At 48.3% G+C, this 17,235-nt stretch carries 15 protein-coding genes; 12 read left to right on the top strand and 3 right to left on the bottom strand.

All coding sequences use genetic code 11. The features are described 5' to 3' along the window. Positions 1 to 145 precede the first annotated feature (145 nt). The 4 genes from GKG41_RS03265 to GKG41_RS03250 all read left to right on the top strand — a co-directional run bounded on the left by GKG41_RS03265 (position 146) and on the right by GKG41_RS03250 (position 5,056). Positions 146 to 2,269, top strand: coding sequence for an EAL domain-containing protein (locus GKG41_RS03265; protein WP_154257048.1), 2,124 nt, complete (start codon positions 146 to 148; stop codon positions 2,267 to 2,269). After that, positions 2,262 to 3,449 (top strand): GGDEF domain-containing protein, encoded by a 1,188-nt coding sequence (locus tag GKG41_RS03260; protein ID WP_154257047.1) that lies wholly within the window; start codon positions 2,262 to 2,264, stop codon positions 3,447 to 3,449. Before GKG41_RS03265 ends, GKG41_RS03260 begins: the two co-directional genes overlap by 8 nt. Next, complete coding sequence (locus tag GKG41_RS03255; RefSeq protein ID WP_154257046.1) at positions 3,421 to 3,771, top strand: helix-turn-helix domain-containing protein; 351 nt, start codon at positions 3,421 to 3,423, stop codon at positions 3,769 to 3,771. The genes GKG41_RS03260 and GKG41_RS03255 overlap by 29 nt, the downstream gene beginning before the upstream one ends. A 109-nt stretch (positions 3,772 to 3,880) precedes the next feature. Next, the gene (locus tag GKG41_RS03250) at positions 3,881 to 5,056 is read left to right on the top strand and encodes an iron-containing alcohol dehydrogenase (protein WP_154257045.1); all 1,176 of its coding nucleotides are present in this window, start codon (positions 3,881 to 3,883) and stop codon (positions 5,054 to 5,056) included. Here GKG41_RS03250 and GKG41_RS03245 read toward each other — a convergent pair. Continuing rightward, positions 5,038 to 6,339: a HAMP domain-containing sensor histidine kinase gene (locus GKG41_RS03245; protein ID WP_173015561.1), complete on the bottom strand. Its 1,302-nt coding sequence runs from the start codon at positions 6,337 to 6,339 to the stop codon at positions 5,038 to 5,040. The genes GKG41_RS03250 and GKG41_RS03245 overlap by 19 nt on opposite strands. Continuing rightward, positions 6,332 to 7,012 carry a response regulator transcription factor gene (locus tag GKG41_RS03240; RefSeq protein ID WP_154257043.1) on the bottom strand — a complete coding sequence of 227 codons (681 nt, stop codon included), beginning with the start codon at positions 7,010 to 7,012 and terminating at the stop codon, positions 6,332 to 6,334. The genes GKG41_RS03245 and GKG41_RS03240 overlap by 8 nt, the downstream gene beginning before the upstream one ends. A gap of 206 nt (positions 7,013 to 7,218) precedes the next feature. Here GKG41_RS03240 and GKG41_RS03235 point away from each other — a divergent pair, with 206 nt between their 5' ends. The 8 genes from GKG41_RS03235 to GKG41_RS03200 all read left to right on the top strand — a co-directional run bounded on the left by GKG41_RS03235 (position 7,219) and on the right by GKG41_RS03200 (position 16,259). Beyond that, a complete protein-coding gene (locus GKG41_RS03235) occupies positions 7,219 to 9,492 on the top strand; it encodes an extracellular solute-binding protein (protein WP_173015562.1) in 2,274 nt (757 codons plus the stop codon). A 13-nt stretch (positions 9,493 to 9,505) separates the two neighbouring features. Next, complete coding sequence (locus GKG41_RS03230; protein WP_243140995.1) at positions 9,506 to 10,378, top strand: sugar ABC transporter permease; 873 nt, start codon at positions 9,506 to 9,508, stop codon at positions 10,376 to 10,378. A 12-nt stretch (positions 10,379 to 10,390) separates the two neighbouring features. Beyond that, positions 10,391 to 11,254: a carbohydrate ABC transporter permease gene (locus GKG41_RS03225; protein WP_154257041.1), complete on the top strand. Its 864-nt coding sequence runs from the start codon at positions 10,391 to 10,393 to the stop codon at positions 11,252 to 11,254. A gap of 11 nt (positions 11,255 to 11,265) precedes the next feature. After that, positions 11,266 to 12,609: a biotin/lipoyl-binding protein gene (locus GKG41_RS03220; RefSeq protein ID WP_154257040.1), complete on the top strand. Its 1,344-nt coding sequence runs from the start codon at positions 11,266 to 11,268 to the stop codon at positions 12,607 to 12,609. Further along, on the top strand, positions 12,606 to 13,604 hold the full coding sequence (locus GKG41_RS03215; RefSeq protein WP_154257039.1) for an ABC transporter permease: 999 nt from the start codon (positions 12,606 to 12,608) through the stop codon (positions 13,602 to 13,604). The genes GKG41_RS03220 and GKG41_RS03215 overlap by 4 nt, the downstream gene beginning before the upstream one ends. 54 nt (positions 13,605 to 13,658) lie before the next feature. Beyond that, on the top strand, positions 13,659 to 14,543 hold the full coding sequence (locus tag GKG41_RS03210; protein WP_154257038.1) for a DUF445 family protein: 885 nt from the start codon (positions 13,659 to 13,661) through the stop codon (positions 14,541 to 14,543). Positions 14,544 to 14,694: 151 nt separating this feature from the next. After that, entirely contained in the window at positions 14,695 to 15,192 is a 498-nt protein-coding gene (locus GKG41_RS03205; protein ID WP_154257037.1) for a sigma-70 family RNA polymerase sigma factor, read from the top strand. A gap of 11 nt (positions 15,193 to 15,203) precedes the next feature. Next, complete coding sequence (locus GKG41_RS03200; RefSeq protein ID WP_154257036.1) at positions 15,204 to 16,259, top strand: hypothetical protein; 1,056 nt, start codon at positions 15,204 to 15,206, stop codon at positions 16,257 to 16,259. Positions 16,260 to 16,347: 88 nt separating this feature from the next. Here the strand turns inward: GKG41_RS03200 and GKG41_RS03195 are convergent, their stop codons facing one another. After that, positions 16,348 to 17,112: a DUF3784 domain-containing protein gene (locus tag GKG41_RS03195; RefSeq protein WP_154257035.1), complete on the bottom strand. Its 765-nt coding sequence runs from the start codon at positions 17,110 to 17,112 to the stop codon at positions 16,348 to 16,350. Positions 17,113 to 17,235: the final 123 nt, after the last annotated feature.

The following is a 17,235-nucleotide window of genomic DNA, read 5'->3' as shown; positions in this document are numbered from 1 at the left end:
ATACCATGCATCTGGAGGACACTCTTGGGTAACCCCTTCGGCAGACATAAAATTTTGGTTGAAAGGCACTAACAGGAAGGGTAAAATATATGGTATAGTATAAGTTAGCAGTAAAATAATAAGAACCGTAAAGGCTGAGGGCTATATGTACACAAATATACTGAGAACTATATATAAAATTGAAAATAATAATATTTTTTCTTCTATTAGAAAGGGCTTTATCCTGCTGATTCCTGTACTTTTGCTGGGCTCTTTTGCCCTTCTGCTCCGTAATTTTCCAATGGCAGCCTTTCAGTCTTTTATAGAGGTGTGGGGCGGAGGATTTTTCCTGACGATACTTAATTTTACTTTTGACTCTACGGTTGGCTTTATGTCTGTCTACCTTGTAATGAGTATCAGCTATTATTATTCCTCAACCATGAAGGAGAGGAATCCTTTTCTCAGAGTGATGGCAATGGTAATATCGGTGGTCTGCTTCGCTGCCAGCTTCGGGGCAGCCAGCGGTTCTATGGAATTAAGCGATCTGGGACCTGTTGGGGTTTTTACCGCCATGTTCTCGGCAATAGCGGGAACGCGGTTGTTTTATCTGTTTTACTCCTGGATGGCGAAGGAATACCGGTTCCGTTCTCCGGGAACAGATGTGGATTACCGAAACTCCCTGGCATCATTGTATCCCCTGCTTTTCTGCTCTCTCATTTTTATAGGAATCAATCTGATGATACAGAAGCTATTCCATGCAGAGAACCTGAATGATCTGATTACAACTATTATTGTAAATATATTCCATGATATAAATGACGGACTGGGTGCAGGGCTCCTGTATGTGTTTGTTCTGGATTTCCTTTGGGCCTTCGGTATCCATGGGGGGAATGCCCTGGAGCAGGTGGCGCAGACCTATCTGCTTCCCAACGATACGTTATCAGGGGTTGTCATATCCAAATCTTTCTTAGATAATTACGCTTTAATTGGAGGCTGCGGTGCCTCTATCTGTCTGCTGCTGGCGCTGCTTTTGTTTGCCCGCGGCAGAGATAACCGATATCTGGCCCGTTCGGCCGCTCCCGCAGTATTTTTTAATATTAATGAAATTCTGGTCTACGGCATGCCGGTGGTCCTGAACCCTGTTATGGTGATCCCTTTTATCCTGACGCCAATCTGTTCTCTTTTGATTGCTTACGGGGCAGCTGCCTCAGGGTTTCTCCCAATTCTGCACAAGACAGTGACCTGGACCACGCCAGTGTTTTTCAGCGGTTACCTGGCCTCCGGATCCTGGAGAGGCGTCCTTGTACAGCTTGTGATCGTTGCAGCGGGGACGGCTGTCTACGCACCCTTTGTAAGAATCGCAGAACGGGTGAGAAAGAATCAGGCGGAGCTGCTTTTGAATGAGCTGACAGGACTTGTGAAAGAAAGTCAGGATAAGGGGCGGAAGATTATTCTTCTGGATCGCCATGACAGCATCGGACTTTTGGCCAGAAATATGGCTGCACAGCTCCGCGTAGATGTGGAGGAGAACAGACTGCCCCTGGAATTTCGGCCTCAGTATCACAGCAGCCGGGGTTTGGTTGGAGCAGAAGCTCTGCTCAGGTGGAAGTATATGGGAGAGAATGTTTACCCTCCTCTGGCGGTATCCCTGGCGCAGGAGGACGGTTTTTTTGACAGGATGACAAACTGTGTAATCAAAATTTCAATGAGTGCATGCAGGGAATTATTGGATCTGGGATGGGATGTTACGGTTTCAGCTAATATATCCGCAGATCAGCTGAACTCCCCTAAATTTACGGAGAGAGTGCTCCGCATGGCAGATACTTATGGAGTGGGCGGCCATTATTGCCTTGAGGTGACGGAAGAAGCCTCCGTGGATAAGCTGGAAGAGATTTCGGCCCACATTAACCGCCTGAAAGCAGCAGGCATCCAGACCGCGGTGGATGATTTCAGCATGGGAAGCACCAGCTTGAAGTATCTGCAGCACAATAGCTTTTATGCGGTGAAGCTGGACGGAGGTCTAGTCAGGGGAATCCCAGGAAACAGCAGAAATCAGGAAATCATATCCTCTATTATTTCTCTGGGCAGGAGTCTGGACTTTCAGGTGATTGCGGAATACGTAGAGTCAGAAGAGATAAGGGACACCCTGAAAAAACTGGGCTGTGACTTATACCAGGGCTATTTGTACAGCCCGGCCGTGCCTCTGGAGCACATAAAAAGAATGCAGTTCGGACGGAATATATCAAACAGCAAAGGCGAAAGCCCGGAGGAGCAAACGAGTTATGTATAATACCATTCAAAGCCTGTTATCCTGTTTTTTTCTTTTAATCGGCTTTCTTATTCTTTGTAAACACAGATATTCTCTCAGAAGGATGCTGATCAGTTCTGCGGCAATCTTATTTTTATGCTTTGGTCTGTACGTGTTGGGACTCCGGCTTGGACTGAAAACTCCGGCTGCTGCTGCGATTTGCCTGACAATCCCCTCCTTTCTGCTCTGCAGGCAATTGTCTGAGTATCGGGACTTTCGGTATGTATTTACTTTCTGCAGTGCAGATTTATTTGGAATCGTGATCATGGGTCTGTGCAATGCGTTCAATATGGTCATGAATTTTGATGTAGAGGATAACAGACTGGTGGCCATAGAGTATCTTCTGATGTTTTCCGTGCTTTATACATTTTTCTGGAGAGTGCGAAAAGAATATCTGGAGATCCAGGAAACCCAGAAAAAGGGTTGGGGGAGTCTGGCACTTTTATCCGTAACCTTTTATGCCATGATCTATGTGTTAATGGGCTATCCCGCACCAATCAGAGGACGGAAGGAATATCTGCCCGTATTTACCTTTGTGCTGATCGCTATATCACTCACATATATTGTTATTTTTCAGTTCATACAGAAAATGAAACAGCAATTCGAGTCGGAAGAGATAAAACAGAGGCTTCATACGGAACAAAAAGAAAAAGAACTGTACTCCCAAATGGCCTATGTGGATTATATGACCAAGATGAAGAACCGGGCATATCTGGCAAAAAGGGAGCAGGAATTTCAGGCTGACTGGGAAAAAGTGCTGCCACTGACATGTATTACCTTGGACATTAATAATCTGAAGCAAATAAATGACAATAAGGGACATGCCGCCGGCGACAGCGTAATCCTGAGGGTTGCGGGGATTCTGAAAAAGGTATTTTCCGGAACTGAGGACATATACCGTCTGGGCGGCGACGAATTTTTGGTCCTTTTGCTTGGGCAGGCGTCCTGGAAAGCTTCTGTAGCCTCCATTGTCCTGGAACTGGAACGGAACAATGCAGAAAATGAGATTCAGATAACGGCAGCGGTAGGGGCTTTTGTCCAGAGAGAAAAGGGGCTGGAGTCTTTCACCTCAAGTATGAAAAGAGCCGACGAATATATGTATGAAGATAAACGAAAATATAAGGAGAGGTATCATGACGCAGAAAATAAAAGTCACCTGTGAGATGGAAATTACACTGAAAGTAATCGGAGGGAAGTGGAAGCCCCTGATTCTGCATTATCTGCAGGAGGAAGGGCCGAAACGATACAGCGAGATACTTCATTTCCTGGAGAAAGCCCCTAAGAAGACTCTGACAAGCCAGCTTCGGGAGTTGGAGGAGGATGGAGTGATTACCAGAAAAGTATACCCTACCACGCCGGTCCAGGTGGAATACTCTGTCACAGAGCACGGGCAGACACTGTACCCTATATTGGAAATGATGTGCGAGTGGGGCAGCGGGAATGAGGGCGGCAGGTACGAGATAACGAATCGTCAGTGCTGCTGATCTAAGGCAGGGAACCAAAGGGTAACCTGGGCAGATGAAAGTGCCTTCTTGCGGCAAAACCTGCAGGAAACTATAATGAAAAAATAATGTGGGAATACAGGAGGACAATATGGATAATTTTACATTTTATGCACCGACATATTTCGTGTTCGGCAAAGATACAGAGAAGGAAGCGGGACATTACGTGAAAAGATTCGGAGGAACTAAAGTTCTGCTCCACTACGGTGGAGGCTCCGTGGTCCGCTCCGGCCTTCTGGAGAGAGTAAAGGTATCTCTTGAAAAAGAAGGGATTACCTATACGGAACTTGGAGGTGTGAAGCCGAACCCAAGAAGCGGGCTGGTCTATGAGGGAATTGAGATCTGCAAGAAGGAAAAAATCGACTTTATCCTGGCAGTGGGCGGAGGAAGCACCATAGACTCTTCCAAGGCAATCGCAGCGGGAGCAGTCTATGACGGCGACTTCTGGGATTATTATCAGGGAAAGCTTGTAGAACAGGCACTCCCCGTGGGGACCATTCTCACCATCAGTGCGGCGGGAAGCGAGGGTTCTCCCGACTCTGTAATTACCTGTGAAGACGGCATGTATAAGAGAGGTGCAACAGGCGAAGGACTGCGGCCCAGGTTCTCCATTCTGAACCCGGCCCTGACCCAAACGCTGCCTCCCTATCAGACCGCCTGCGGTATAACTGATATTATGGCGCATTTATACGAGCGGTATATGACGAATACCCAGGATGTGGAGGTTACGGACCGCATGATAGAGGCCCTTATGATGACCATGATTCATGAGGGGCCGAAGGTAATTGCGGATCCAAATGACTACCAGGCCAGGGCCAATATCATGTGGGCGGGCATGATGGCTCATAATAATTCCTGCGGCGTGGGAAGAACCCAGGACTGGACCAGCCATGATGTGGAACATGAGCTATCCGCCCTTTATGACTGTGCCCACGGGGCCGGACTTGCAGTGGTTATGCCTGCGGTAATGACCTACAATATGGGGCACAATGTGATGCGGTTTGCCCAGGCTGCATCCCGGGTTTGGGGATGCCCCATGGATTTTGCACATCCGGAGGAGACAGCCAAGGCGGGCATTCAGGCATTTAAAAACTTCCTTAGCTCCATAGGCATGCCAGAAAATTTCCGGGAACTTGGAGCCAGGGAGGAGGACATTGAAAAGCTGGCCCATGCTGCCTGCTGGGGCGATGTAAGAAACGGAACGCTGGGTGGTTTTGTCAAACTCAACGAGGAGGACGTTGCCAATATCTACCGGTTGATGCTGTAGACATTTGTCTGGAGCCGGACAACAAAGGAGGCGCCTCCTCCCGGGGTATCCTCCACAGAGATCCTGCCTTTGTGCATCCCCACGATCTCTTCTGCAATACAAAGTCCCAAACCAAAATGTTCTTTATCATGATGGGATTCATCCAAACGGTAAAAGCGCTGGAAAACGGCGCTTTTTTCTTTGTCCGGAATTCCGGGCCCGCTGTCGCAGATGCGGTATTCCAGCCCCCCTTTTTTCATATGGAGCTCCAGAGAGACACTGCCTCCCGATGGTGTATAGCTGACCGCGTTATCTGCCAGTATCCCCAGAACCTGGCTGATTCTGCCGCTGTCCCAGTGTTGAACGGGGACCGGTGTATCGGGAAGAAGAACGTTCCAGTGCAGGCCCTTTTCATGGGCCAGAGGCTGATATTTCTCGTAAATATTTAATAGAAGCGTATCAGGTTCAGCCCTTTCCGGGTGTATGACCCAGGATTGGCTGTCCGCACTGGAGAGGGAGAGTAGATCACCGATCAGCCGGTTCATCCGTTCTCCTTCCTCCTGGATATGGGAAAGGAACTGCTCCTGCTTTTTAGGAGGGGTTCCCCTCAGGGCAGAAGTGCTGGAAAGAATGACTGCCAGAGGCGTACGCAGCTCGTGGGAGGCTGCTGCGATAAATTGGTTCTGCTTTTTCTGTCCTTCCTCCAGGGGCTTTATCAGTCTCCGGGTGAAAAACCAGGAAAAAATCCAGAGAAGGAGGACCCCGCAGCCAGCTGCACCCAAAAAGAGCATCCGCCTCCGCAGTACCTGTTCCCTTTCCCTGTCCAGTGGGTACACAATGGTGGCAGAGAGGCTCCCGGACTCTCTAGGGAGGAGAGATACGGCTGCATAACAGGAGGGGGTGTCCAGAGTAAAAACAGCGGTATTGGCCGTGTATTGATTCCTGTTGCTGTCCGAGACATCAACACCGTAAGATTCCGCTGCTTTTTCCTCAGCCAGAGCAAATAGTCGGGGAGCTTTTGTGCCGCTGTCAAGGGTCCGGTAAAAAAGCTCCTTTCCATTGTCGGTAATCCGAATGTGTACCCCGTAATTGTCCTCCATCTCAAGAAGCCACTGGTGGGAAATAATGGACTGACTGCTCAGATAGGAAAGCATGGTATTCGTATTCGTATGAAATGTCAGATAACTCTCCCTCGAAGCATCTGTTTCTGAGATAAACAGGCATACAAAGGTCATGGCGGCTAAAATCAGACTGGTAATCCCAGTGGAAAACAGGGCGAATTGTTTGTGAAGGCGTTTAAACATTGGCATACTCCAATCGATAGCCGACTCCGCGGATGGTCTTCAGGGTGACTGTGCTGTCCACAGAAGTGAGACGCCTCCGGATAAAATGGATATAGTTGTCCAGATTACCGTCCTCTACAGGAGCACCCGGACCCCAGACTCTGGAAAAGATAGCGTCCCTGGGCACGGTATTGCCGTGGTTTCTGATAAACAACTCAAATAAATCCCCTTCCCGTTTGGAAAGGGTACACTGTCCCCCTGGCCCGGTAAGCACATTTTCCCCGGGACGGTAGCAGAGATCCCCATATGAAAGATCCGTCTGTGCCACAAGATTCTGGGGTCTGCGGAAGATGGTACGGATACGCGCCATAAGCTCTTCAAAGGCAAATGGTTTTACTATATAGTCGTCAGCGCCGCAGTCCAGTCCATTGATTTTATCCTGAAGTTCTCCCAGAGCCGTAAGAAAGATTACTGGTGTCTGCATTCCTCCTTTCCGGGCGGCTTTCAGCACAGAAATACCGTCCAATGAGGGGAGCATACGGTCCAGCAGGACCAGATCATAGCCGCCGGACAGCATCAGATCCAACCCATCCGTCCCTCTGTGGCACACATCAGTGCGGATATTCTCCCGTTCCAGCTGGTATGTCAGGGTATCACACAGTTTTTTATCGTCTTCTATCAGCAGTATTCTCATAATGAGGTGTTCCTTTCCCTTATCCTATTGCAGCAATTATAACATAAAAACCTTTAATGAACCTCTAAAAATCCTTAAGGCAAATAGGCAGGAACCCTTAGAGGGTAGATAGAGGTTGTTGTGCTATGATACCTATATAACAGAAAAATACCTGTCTGTCCTGCCCGGGTGTACAGGTACTAATACAAAGAGGGAGGCTGATGCTTATGAAAAGAAGAGGAAAGAAAATACGCTGGCTGGCAGTGGTGTTTGCAGCATTGCTTTTCTGCCTGACAGGCTGCTTTGGGGATGCTTCTGATAAAGAAAAGGAAAAAGAGACGGATACCCGGGGAAGGTATCTGGAGACAGAAGTAAAGCTGCCGGAGCATACAAAAGTATTTGATATGGTAAAAGGTACAGACGGAGTCATACGCATTGCAGTTCAGGATCCCGGAGAAGGGCTGGCTGTATGGGAAATGAAAGAAAAGGGAGATACCTGGGAAAAGGTATACAATATAGAGATTGACCTGACCGGCTATGTAACTTGTGCAAATCTGGCGAGTATTGCTCTTTCTCCTGAAGGCGGTGCGGCAGTGCTGGCATATCTGGAAAGGGCAGATAAAAATGTGGATATCAAATATTTTTATGTCAGTAATACCGGGGAGGTCAGTGCGTCTCCCTATCAGTCGGATCCCTCCGAGCTTGTCTCTCAGCTTAATTATACATCCCAGGGGGACTTTTATCTTCAGGCAGGCTTCCGCGTAATAAAGGTGGATCTGAAAACCGGGGATGCGGGGGAAATCGTGGAAAGCAGCCTGCAGACCTCCTACTACGGAACTGCCGGCAGCCGGCTGTATGCCGTAGACTGGAAAGGAAAGGTGACAGAATATGATCTGGAGAGCGGACTTGTGGCAGCTCCTGATAAAGGGCTTGCCAGTGCCATAGAGCAGAGCGGACTGGAACTGGGTGACCGGCAGGGAAATGCAGATGCGGCACCTGTTATCTTCTATGGAGGTGAAGATCCAGACACCCTTTTTTTCTGCGGGGATACCGGGGTGTATTGCCATATAAAAGATGGAAACATAGCGGAGAAAATCATAGACGGCGGACTGACCTCTCTGGGAAGCCCTGATATGGAATTTAAGGCTATGGAGATGACAGGAGACAGTGAATTTTATATTCTGGCAACAGGAGATGACGGGGATAAGCTTCTGAAATATACGTACGATCCAGAAGTCTCAACCATCCCGGAAAAGGAATTAAAGGTTTATTCACTCTATGAAGACGGGGATTTCAGGAAGGCCATCACTCAGTATCAGAAAAATCATCCAAATCTTTATATCCGGTATGAAGTAGGCCTGGAGGCAGACAGCCAGAAAACGGTATCAGATGTCCTTCGGATTTTAAATACGGAGATTATGGCGGGTAAGGGGCCAGATCTTCTGCTGTTGGATGGTACCCCTCTGGACGCCTATATTGAAAAGGGAATCCTGGAGGATATTACCGGCATTGTGAAAAAAGTGGATGATTCAGAAGGCCTGTATACCAACATTACTTCAGGACTAGCAAGGGATAGCAAATTATATGCGGTGCCCCTGCGGTTTTCTGTACCTGTAGCGGAGGCAACGGATGATTCCCTGGAGCGGATTATAGATCTGAAAACCCTGGCAGATGAAGCGGAAAGACTTCGTGATGAGTACCCGGATCAAACGATTATCAGTGAGAAAAACAGTGGCAGATTTATGGCGGCACAGCTTAACGATGCCTGCTCATCTTCCTGGCTGACCGAGGAGGGGGGAGTGAATACGGAGAGGCTGGCGGATTTTTACCTGCAGGTGAAGCGGCTTCACCGTGTGGACAGCCATGAGGAGGATACCTTGTATGATGGGGACACCGTGGAATACATGGAGTATATAACTAACATTACAGGGGATCTGCTGATGCCTTACAGCGGCGCCTCATTCCTGAACTTTGGAAATATAAGAGATCCCGAGGGGGTGGCCATGCTTGCCAAAGCGAGGCAGGAGACAGGGACTGTAGGGTATAAGCCTTTTTCCGGGGAAAACGGAAACGCTTATCTTCCTGTGTCTATTGCAGGAGTAAACGCAAAAGGGAGCGAGACAGAGCTGGCCGTAAGTTTTCTGGAGTTTCTTCTTAAGGATACAGCCCAGGGGTACTCCGGGAACACCGGACTTCCGGTAAATAAAAAGGCAATGGCAAGGCTTCTTGAGGCAGATAATTTTGCAGAGGATATCAGAGGCGCCGAAGACCCCCGAAATCCCGGTGAAACTATAACCATGTATCTGGAAAATCTGGACCAGGGGGAACTGGATGCATTTATGAAGGAAGCAGAAAACTTTGCCGCACCGGCCCTGACGGACGAAAGAATCCGACAGGCAGTGCTGGAGCAGGCAAACAGCTGTACAGAGGGGACAATAACTCCTGAGGAAGCGGCAGAAAAAGCGGCGGATACTGTAAAGCTATATCTGGCAGAAAGATAGGGTTGCAATGTATATGAGTGACAAGCAAAAAAAAGCTGAAATGCGGGGGCCGAAATACAGAACTTGGTCGGGATTACCTTTTGTCATCCCCAGTTTTATTGGAATTGTGATCTTTATTCTATTTCCCTTTCTGGATGTAATCAGAAGGTCCTTCACCGGAGCGGTGGGGGGAGGATGGGTGGGACTGGAGAATTACAGGCAGACGTTCTCCAACAGTGCTTTCCATCTGGCCTTGGGCAATACCATAAAGTTTGAACTTGTTTGTATCCCTCTGATGATTATTCTGTCTCTTGGTATGGCGCTGTTTGTTGTGAGATACGCCCGCAGGGGCGTGATGAAAAGCTGTATGCTGGTTCCCTTGGCCATACCGGTTGCCTCCGCTGTACTTCTGTGGCGGGTAATGTTTCATCAGCAGGGTGTACTGAACAGTTTTCTGATGTTATTTCACAGAGGACAGACAGACTGGATGAATTCCGGCTATGCATTTGGGGTTCTGGTGTTTAGTTACGTTTGGAAAAACCTGGGGTATAATGTAATTCTCTGGACCGCGGGAATTGCGCAGATTCCGCCCTGTCTGTATGACGCGGCCCGGGTAGACGGGGCAGGGCAGTGGCAGTGCCTGTGGAAGATTACGCTGCCCAGCCTGCTGCCTTCTCTGTTCACGATAACTGTGTTATCTGTCTTAAATTCATTTAAAGTATTTCGCGAAGCATATCTGGCGGCGGGGGATTATCCTCATGAGAGTATGTACCTGCTTCAGCACCTGTTTAACAACTGGTTTTTAAATATGTCGCTGGATAAGATGGCGGCAGCCTCAGTTTCCTGTGCCGCCGTCATCTTTTTGCTGGTACTGCTTCTTATGCGGACGTGGAAAATACAGACATAAGAGGGGAGATTAATGACAACAAGATTAGGAAATAAAATACTGGAAAAAGTGGCGGCAGGGATAACAGGTGCAGTATTGCTGGTCTGTGTCTATCCTGTTTGGTTTCTTCTGGCAGGTTCTGTATGCGGGAAGGCCCAACTGCAGGAGCTGCTGGGTCCGGCCCTTGCCGGAGCGGAGGGGATGGCCTGCCTCCCGGTGGTGCCCGGTTACCCCACCCTGCGGTGGTGGGCCCAGCTCCTTCTGGATTCACCGGAATTCTTTGTAATGTTCTGGAATTCTGTAAAGCTGGCGGGAGGTATCCTGGCAGGTCAGATACTTATCAGCATTCCTGCTGCCTGGGGCCTGGCCAGGGGCAGATTCCCGGGCAGGGATACACTTTTTGCTCTCTACATTCTCCTGATGGTGATGCCTTTTCAGGTGCTGATGTTGTCTAATTACCTGGTATTAGATAAACTTCATCTGCTGGATACCCATCTGGGCATTATTCTGCCCCTGATTTTTTCTCCATTTCCTGTTTTTATAATCTTTCAGTTTTTTAGAGGAATACCGGAGGAAATGTTAGAGGCAGCCAGGCTGGACGGAGCCGGCGAATGGCAGATTTTTGCTTATATGGGCGTTCCTATGGGAACGGCTGGGATTGTATCCGCGCTGGTACTGGGTTTTTTGGAATACTGGAATTTAATAGAACAGCCCATGGCATTTCTCAAGACCAAGGAGTTGTGGCCGCTCTCTCTGTACCTGCCGGATATTGGCCCCGGGCAGGCAGGAATTGCTCTTACTGCCGCTGCAGTTGCTATGGTACCTGCTATGCTGGCATTTTTTTGGGGCAGAGAATATCTGGAAATGGGGATTGCGGCCACCGCAGTGAAAGGCTAGAGGAGGGAAAGATGGAGAAAAAAAGGTTGCCGAAACTAACTGGATTTTTCTTTCTTGCCATGCTGATCTGTACACTGATTTCTAGAGCCGCTTCCAGTATTACAGTGGCTCAGATAACGGCTGCAAGTCCGGTGAACGGCATGATCACACATAAAGTTACGGCGGAAGGGAAGATTCAAGCCAATAGGGAGCTGCCAGTTTTTACAGAGGCTGAACAGCGAGTGGAAAGGATTATGGTCCATGAGGGAGAAAAGGTGAAAGCGGGTGATATTCTGTTTCAGCTGGATATGGAGCGATTACAGGAACAGATCCAGGAGAGCAGACAGGAGCTCTCAAAACTTCAGCTGGAGCTGGAAGCTGCGGTCCAAAACGCAGAGTTGGCGCAGGAAAAAAAGGAATTGGCCAGACAAAGGGCGCAGGAGGATTATGAGAGGATATCAGAAGAAAAGGATCAGGATATTGCATGGGCTGAGGCAGAACTTGTGAAGGCCAGAGAGCGGCTGGAGGAATATTACAATTACCAGGAGGGGGGGGAAGCGTCTGAAGGCGGACAGTCGGAGGATGCACTGGCAGACAGCGTGGATGCAGCACAGAAAACTTATGACCAGGCCCTGACTGTCAGAGAGGAAAGTCTGACTGCTGCCAAAAGAGCGATAGAAGACGCCATGATGCCCGAGCCGGCGGACAATACACAGGAGATAAAACAGGGAGAAATTGCGCAGACAGAGGAAAAAATGGAGAAGCTGGAACGCTTGGCCGATAAAAATGGAGAAGTTGCGTCGCCTGAGGAAGGTATCGTTACCGGGCTTCAGATATCTGCCGGACAGATAACAGGACAGGACGCAGCCGTACTTCTGGCAGATCTTTCGGAGGGATGCAGGTTTGTGGCTCAGGTAGACAAAAGTCAGGGTGAGTATCTGCAGAAAAACATGGAGGTTACTCTGGAAAATCCGGATACCAGAGAAAAAGAAGGCGGACTTGCCATCAGCTCATTGGGAGAAAATGCAGAGAACGGAGAGCTTCTGGATGTAACTGTATCTCTTTCCGGCTGCACCCTGGAGATTGGCACTTCCGCCAGAATGACCGCGGAAAAACGTTCGTCTGCCTATGCCTTCTGTATTCCTGTACAGGCGTTGGGGGAGAATAACAGCGGTACCTTTGTCTATGTTCTGGAAGAACAGGAGAATGTGCTGGGACGAGAGCTGTCTGTGAGAGAGGTAAAGGTAGAGGTAGAGGATAAAAATGATATGTATGCTGCGCTGAAGGAGGGGAGTCTTTCTGAAGGGCAGCAGGTGGTGGTGTCCTCGGACAGAAGCATAGCCGGAGGCAGCCGGGTGCGGCTGAAGGAGTCTTGAGAACGGCAAGGTGGTATCTGATCAGGATTCTGCTTCTGGCGGCTATTGGAATTTCCTACTTTCTCTGTATAAAAAGCTACAGAGAGATAGAACAGCTGCCGGATACTGTGACGATATCCTGCAGCGGGGGATTTCAGAAGGACGGCAACGGCGATGAAACTTGGGGAAACAGCACCTGGGAGTATGCCTTGTGGGAGGAATTAGAGGGAGAAGTGGTCAGTAACCCGAATCTGAACAGACAGTATAAGGTATCTGTGACAGCTGTGAGAGGTTCCTGCAGAGTTCTGCTGCCGCAGGCCTATTGGATGGGAGACAGCGATGGAGAAGGCTGCTTTTTGGATCGGACAGCGGCCTTGGGGGTTTTTGGAAGCACTGATGTGGTCGGAAAACAGCTGCTGTATGAAGGGAGACAGCTGACTGTACGGGGAGTCACAGACGACAGGGGAGGTATTATGTTAATCCGGCCGAAACCGGGAGAGGCTTTGAAGAATATCATTCTTTCTGTTCCCGATGGAGCCAGCCAGGAGGTGCTGGGGACAGAATTTATGGCGATCCAGGGAATCCAGGGTACCGTCACAGATAACCGTCCATTTACAGGTATTGTTCGTCTGCTGGTTTTGGGATTCCCGTTTACCATCCTCCTTTTTTATCTGTGCCGGCTGAATAAAGTGATAAGGGGGATGACAGCCACGCCGGTACTGCGTATGCTTGCAACCGTTATGACAGTTTGTCTGGCGCTTTTTACGACAGGTGTATTTCTTACCTGTCTGCACATTCCACGGGACTATGTGCCAACGAAATGGTCAGACTTTTCTTTCTATACCGGGCGGGCAGAATATATATTGGGGCAGTGGAAGCAGTATTTTCAGATCCCAAAGAGTAAACTGGAGATTCCATATGTTTTCTGTTCCCTGAAAAGTATTCTGTACGGACTATTATCTCAGGTGTTTTTTGTTCTCTCCACCGGTCTTGACAGGGCGTTCCTATATGAGTAAAATTGACAGCGGTGTTGTTACATCGGAAAAGAAACAAAATTGGAGGTTACAAAAATGAGTGTGATTCATATAATTTCAGGCCCTGTCATAGGAGCAGTGATAGGATATTTTACAAACTATATAGCGGTCAAGATGCTGTTTCGTCCGTACTATCCCATAAAGGCAGGACGGTTTACTCTGCCCTTTACCCCGGGGATTATTCCCAGAAGGAAGGATGCGCTGGGCGCAGCCGTGGGGAGAGCGGTGGGCAGCTCTCTGCTGGGGGAGGAAGAGATAAAGCAGATTCTTTTGTCCCGGGGAGTAAAGGATGCTGTATCGGGAGGTGTCCTCAGTGCATTAGCGGGCGGCAAAGGGGTAACTGTAAGGAACCTTGCCGTTTCTTGCATGAGCAGTGAAGCTTATGAAGATTATAAAATACAGTTGGTAGATTATATCACTGACAAGGCAGTTGAGGGGATAGATAAGACAGATCTGGGAAGCGTTATCGCCACGCAGGGCGCAGGGGCAGTAAAAAGCATGGATCTGGGTGTGATGGCTATGTTTATCAATGAGAATACCATTGCCGCATTTGCAAAGCCCCTAGGGGATAAGATAACTGAATACATCCAGAGAGAGGGGAGGGATAAGATCCGGGCCTATATCTATGAGGAGGTATGTAAAGGGGAGGAAAAGGATCTCAGGGAACTGGGCCAAAAGTATGAGCAGATTGATATAAAACGAATCATAGAACAGGCATATACCAGGATGATCGACAGCAAAGCAGATGATATTGTAAAGGAATTCCATATTGCCGAGACCATCCGTGAGAAAATTCAGAATATGGGAGTCAAAGAATTGGAAGAACTGGTGCTGTCGGTTATGAAAAATGAGCTGAATATGATTATTAATCTGGGCGCCCTGATCGGGTTTGTGATAGGGCTGCTGAACATTCTCCTATAGATTGACTCCAGGTTCACCTTGGGAAGAAATCCAGATATCTGCTGTATTAATGTTTGGGAAAAATAAATAAGCGGGGATTATTTGCAGACATGGTCCGTCTAATGAGTATAAGCGCTTACAAGAGACTGTTGCAGCAGCAGAAAGGAAACCTATGAAGGATTTGGTAGAAAAAGCAAGGAATGGGGATAAAAAAGCATTTGACCACCTCATCCGCTCTCAGATGGAAAATATGTATAAGACAGCCATATCTTATTTAAAAAATGATGAGGACGCGGCGGATGCCATACAGGAGGCCATTCTGACCTGCTACGAGAAGCTGGATACATTAAAAACAGACGGATATTTTCGAACCTGGCTTACCAGGATTCTCATTAATAAGTGTAAAGATATGCTGAGAAAGAGGAAGGTTTATTACCTTGAGGATGAACTGTCTGAAATTCCGGTGGAAGAAGATTTTTCTATGATTGAGTGGCGGGAACTGTTGTATATGCTTCCGGAGGAGTATAGGATTGCGGTGCTTTTATACTATGTGGAAGGCTTTAAGATTCGGGAAATCAGTGAGATTCTGGATGTGAAGGAGAGTACTGTCCAGTCCAGGCTTGCAAGGGCAAGAGGAAAGCTGAGACAGGAATATCCCCAGGTGAAGTAGGAGGACGGAGTATGGAATATAGAGAGAAAGACTATTTGGATAATCTGAAACGGAAGGTAGAGGTGCCGGACATCGTATGGAAAAAGACAGAGGAAGCGCTGGAACAGATCCAGAAGGAGGGAAAGAAAAAACGGACTGTTTTCAGTAGATGCAGATGGACTGCAGGAAGGGCAGCTGCGGCAGCTGTGGCCGCTACCCTGGTGCTGGGAACCGTAACTGTGGGGGCCATGTCTCTGGCCGGATGGCATCAGAATGTTGCGGATGAGCTGGAGGCATCTGAGGAACAGCAGACTAAGCTCTCCGGTGAAGGTATGGTAACTGACGGGACGGTATCTGCTGCGGACAACGGGATTACTGTGGAGAGCATACAGACCATTGCGGACAGCCGCTATATTTATTTCTGGTTTAAGGTGATAAATGAGAATCCAAAGATTGAGCTGACACAGAACGATACCTTCCGTGATTTTGCTATCCAGGTGGAGGGCCAGGACGCAGGCTTTGGCATCAGCGGAGGAAGCTTTGAGGATACCGGGGAAGAAGGCGTGTATCTGTGCAGCTATTACGGAAGCTTTGAAAGAGAGATGGAACCTGGGTCTATAAGGGTAAAGGCGGATTTTAACGGCATCAGCGCTTACGATAACCATTTACAGGAGACCAAGACCTGCCAGGGTACCTGGAACCTGGAATGGGATGTCCAGGTAGGAGCGGCCGCCAGAAACATTGAGGTGAAGAAAGAAGTTCCGGGCTACGAGCCGGTAACACTTGACCGTCTGGAATTGTCCCCTATTTCCTGCACTGCCTATTTTGAGGCCTGGGAGGGAGACGCGGAGGAAGAGACACCGGTACTGGCAGGATTCCGCATGAGAGACGGTAGTATTGTGACAGATTTCAGGGGCGGCCCGGGAATGTCGTCAGAGGAGAACGGCATCTTTAAATCCAGTGAGGGGTTTGCCAAGGTTGTGGATGCGGATGACATCACAGGAATCTTCTTTATCCGAGAGGATTATGCTGATACAGGAGAGAGAGAATTGACAGAGTCAGATATGGTTGAGATAGCTCTGGAATAGTAAGGTTAAGCAAAAAGGCAGCGGTTCTGAGTGGGGGAACGCTGCCTTTTTGCTTATGCATCTTGCAAAGAGAATGTTTCAGGATTATTTATGTATCGGCAGCAGGTACGATACCGGGAATCCGGTTCAGGATTTCCTGATACACTTCTTTTGTTTTTTCACTGTCTTTGCCGTTGAATACAACCGTCCCTTCCGGCGTTTCCACAATGATATATTCTTTACACCGGTTATAGGAATAGAGCACATACTTGCCGAACCGGTCGTTTTTAAAGTCCCCGGCCCGCAGCACGTAATTTCCCAGCCCGAATACTCTCCGCCCCGGTGTCAGCTGATCCGTGTATTCAATAGACTGTATATCGCTGTACAGGATTTCCTTATCCTCCCACCCGGACGTATGGAGGGAGATTCCGCTGTTATCCAGGGTAATGGTAAGTGAACCGGTAAACATAGTTATACCCACCAGCAGAAAAGTGACTGCAATAAATCCCAGAATAAGCGCCTTAGAGCGCTTTTCTTTTTTTAGATCTCTGGGTTTGGGAGGCACGGAGACAGGGGATTTGTTCTTGCATATGGTATTCATGGCAATGAGCATTCCAATGAATATGACAGGAATTCCCACGCCCAAAATGATAGGAAACATACGCGAATGTCCAAATCGCTCCAAAGCTGAGAGCAAAAGCAGAACGGTAATGAGAGCTGTCCCTGTCCCGGTAACACGGCAGAGCTTTTTCTCGTCATATTTTGCCTTCTCTCTGGCACTTGATGTATTGTATCCTGCTATTAAAAATCCCCCTTTTCCTGAGAGCAGAACAGCAGAGAGTATAGCGAACAGTATAATAATAGGCCATAACATAGAACTTCAAATCCTTTCTTTTTTCTTTGTATACAGGGCGCTGCTTGCGGTCCCGGAATCGGCATGATAAATTGATTGTAACATAAGAAACATATAAATTCATTAGTATCCTATCTTTTTTTA

This window comes from Lactonifactor sp. BIOML-A5 (assembly GCF_009677585.1).
GTDB lineage: Bacteria > Bacillota > Clostridia > Lachnospirales > Lachnospiraceae > Lactonifactor.
Note: the sequence above shows the minus strand (reverse complement) of the source record. Positions and strands in the feature narration are given on the sequence as shown.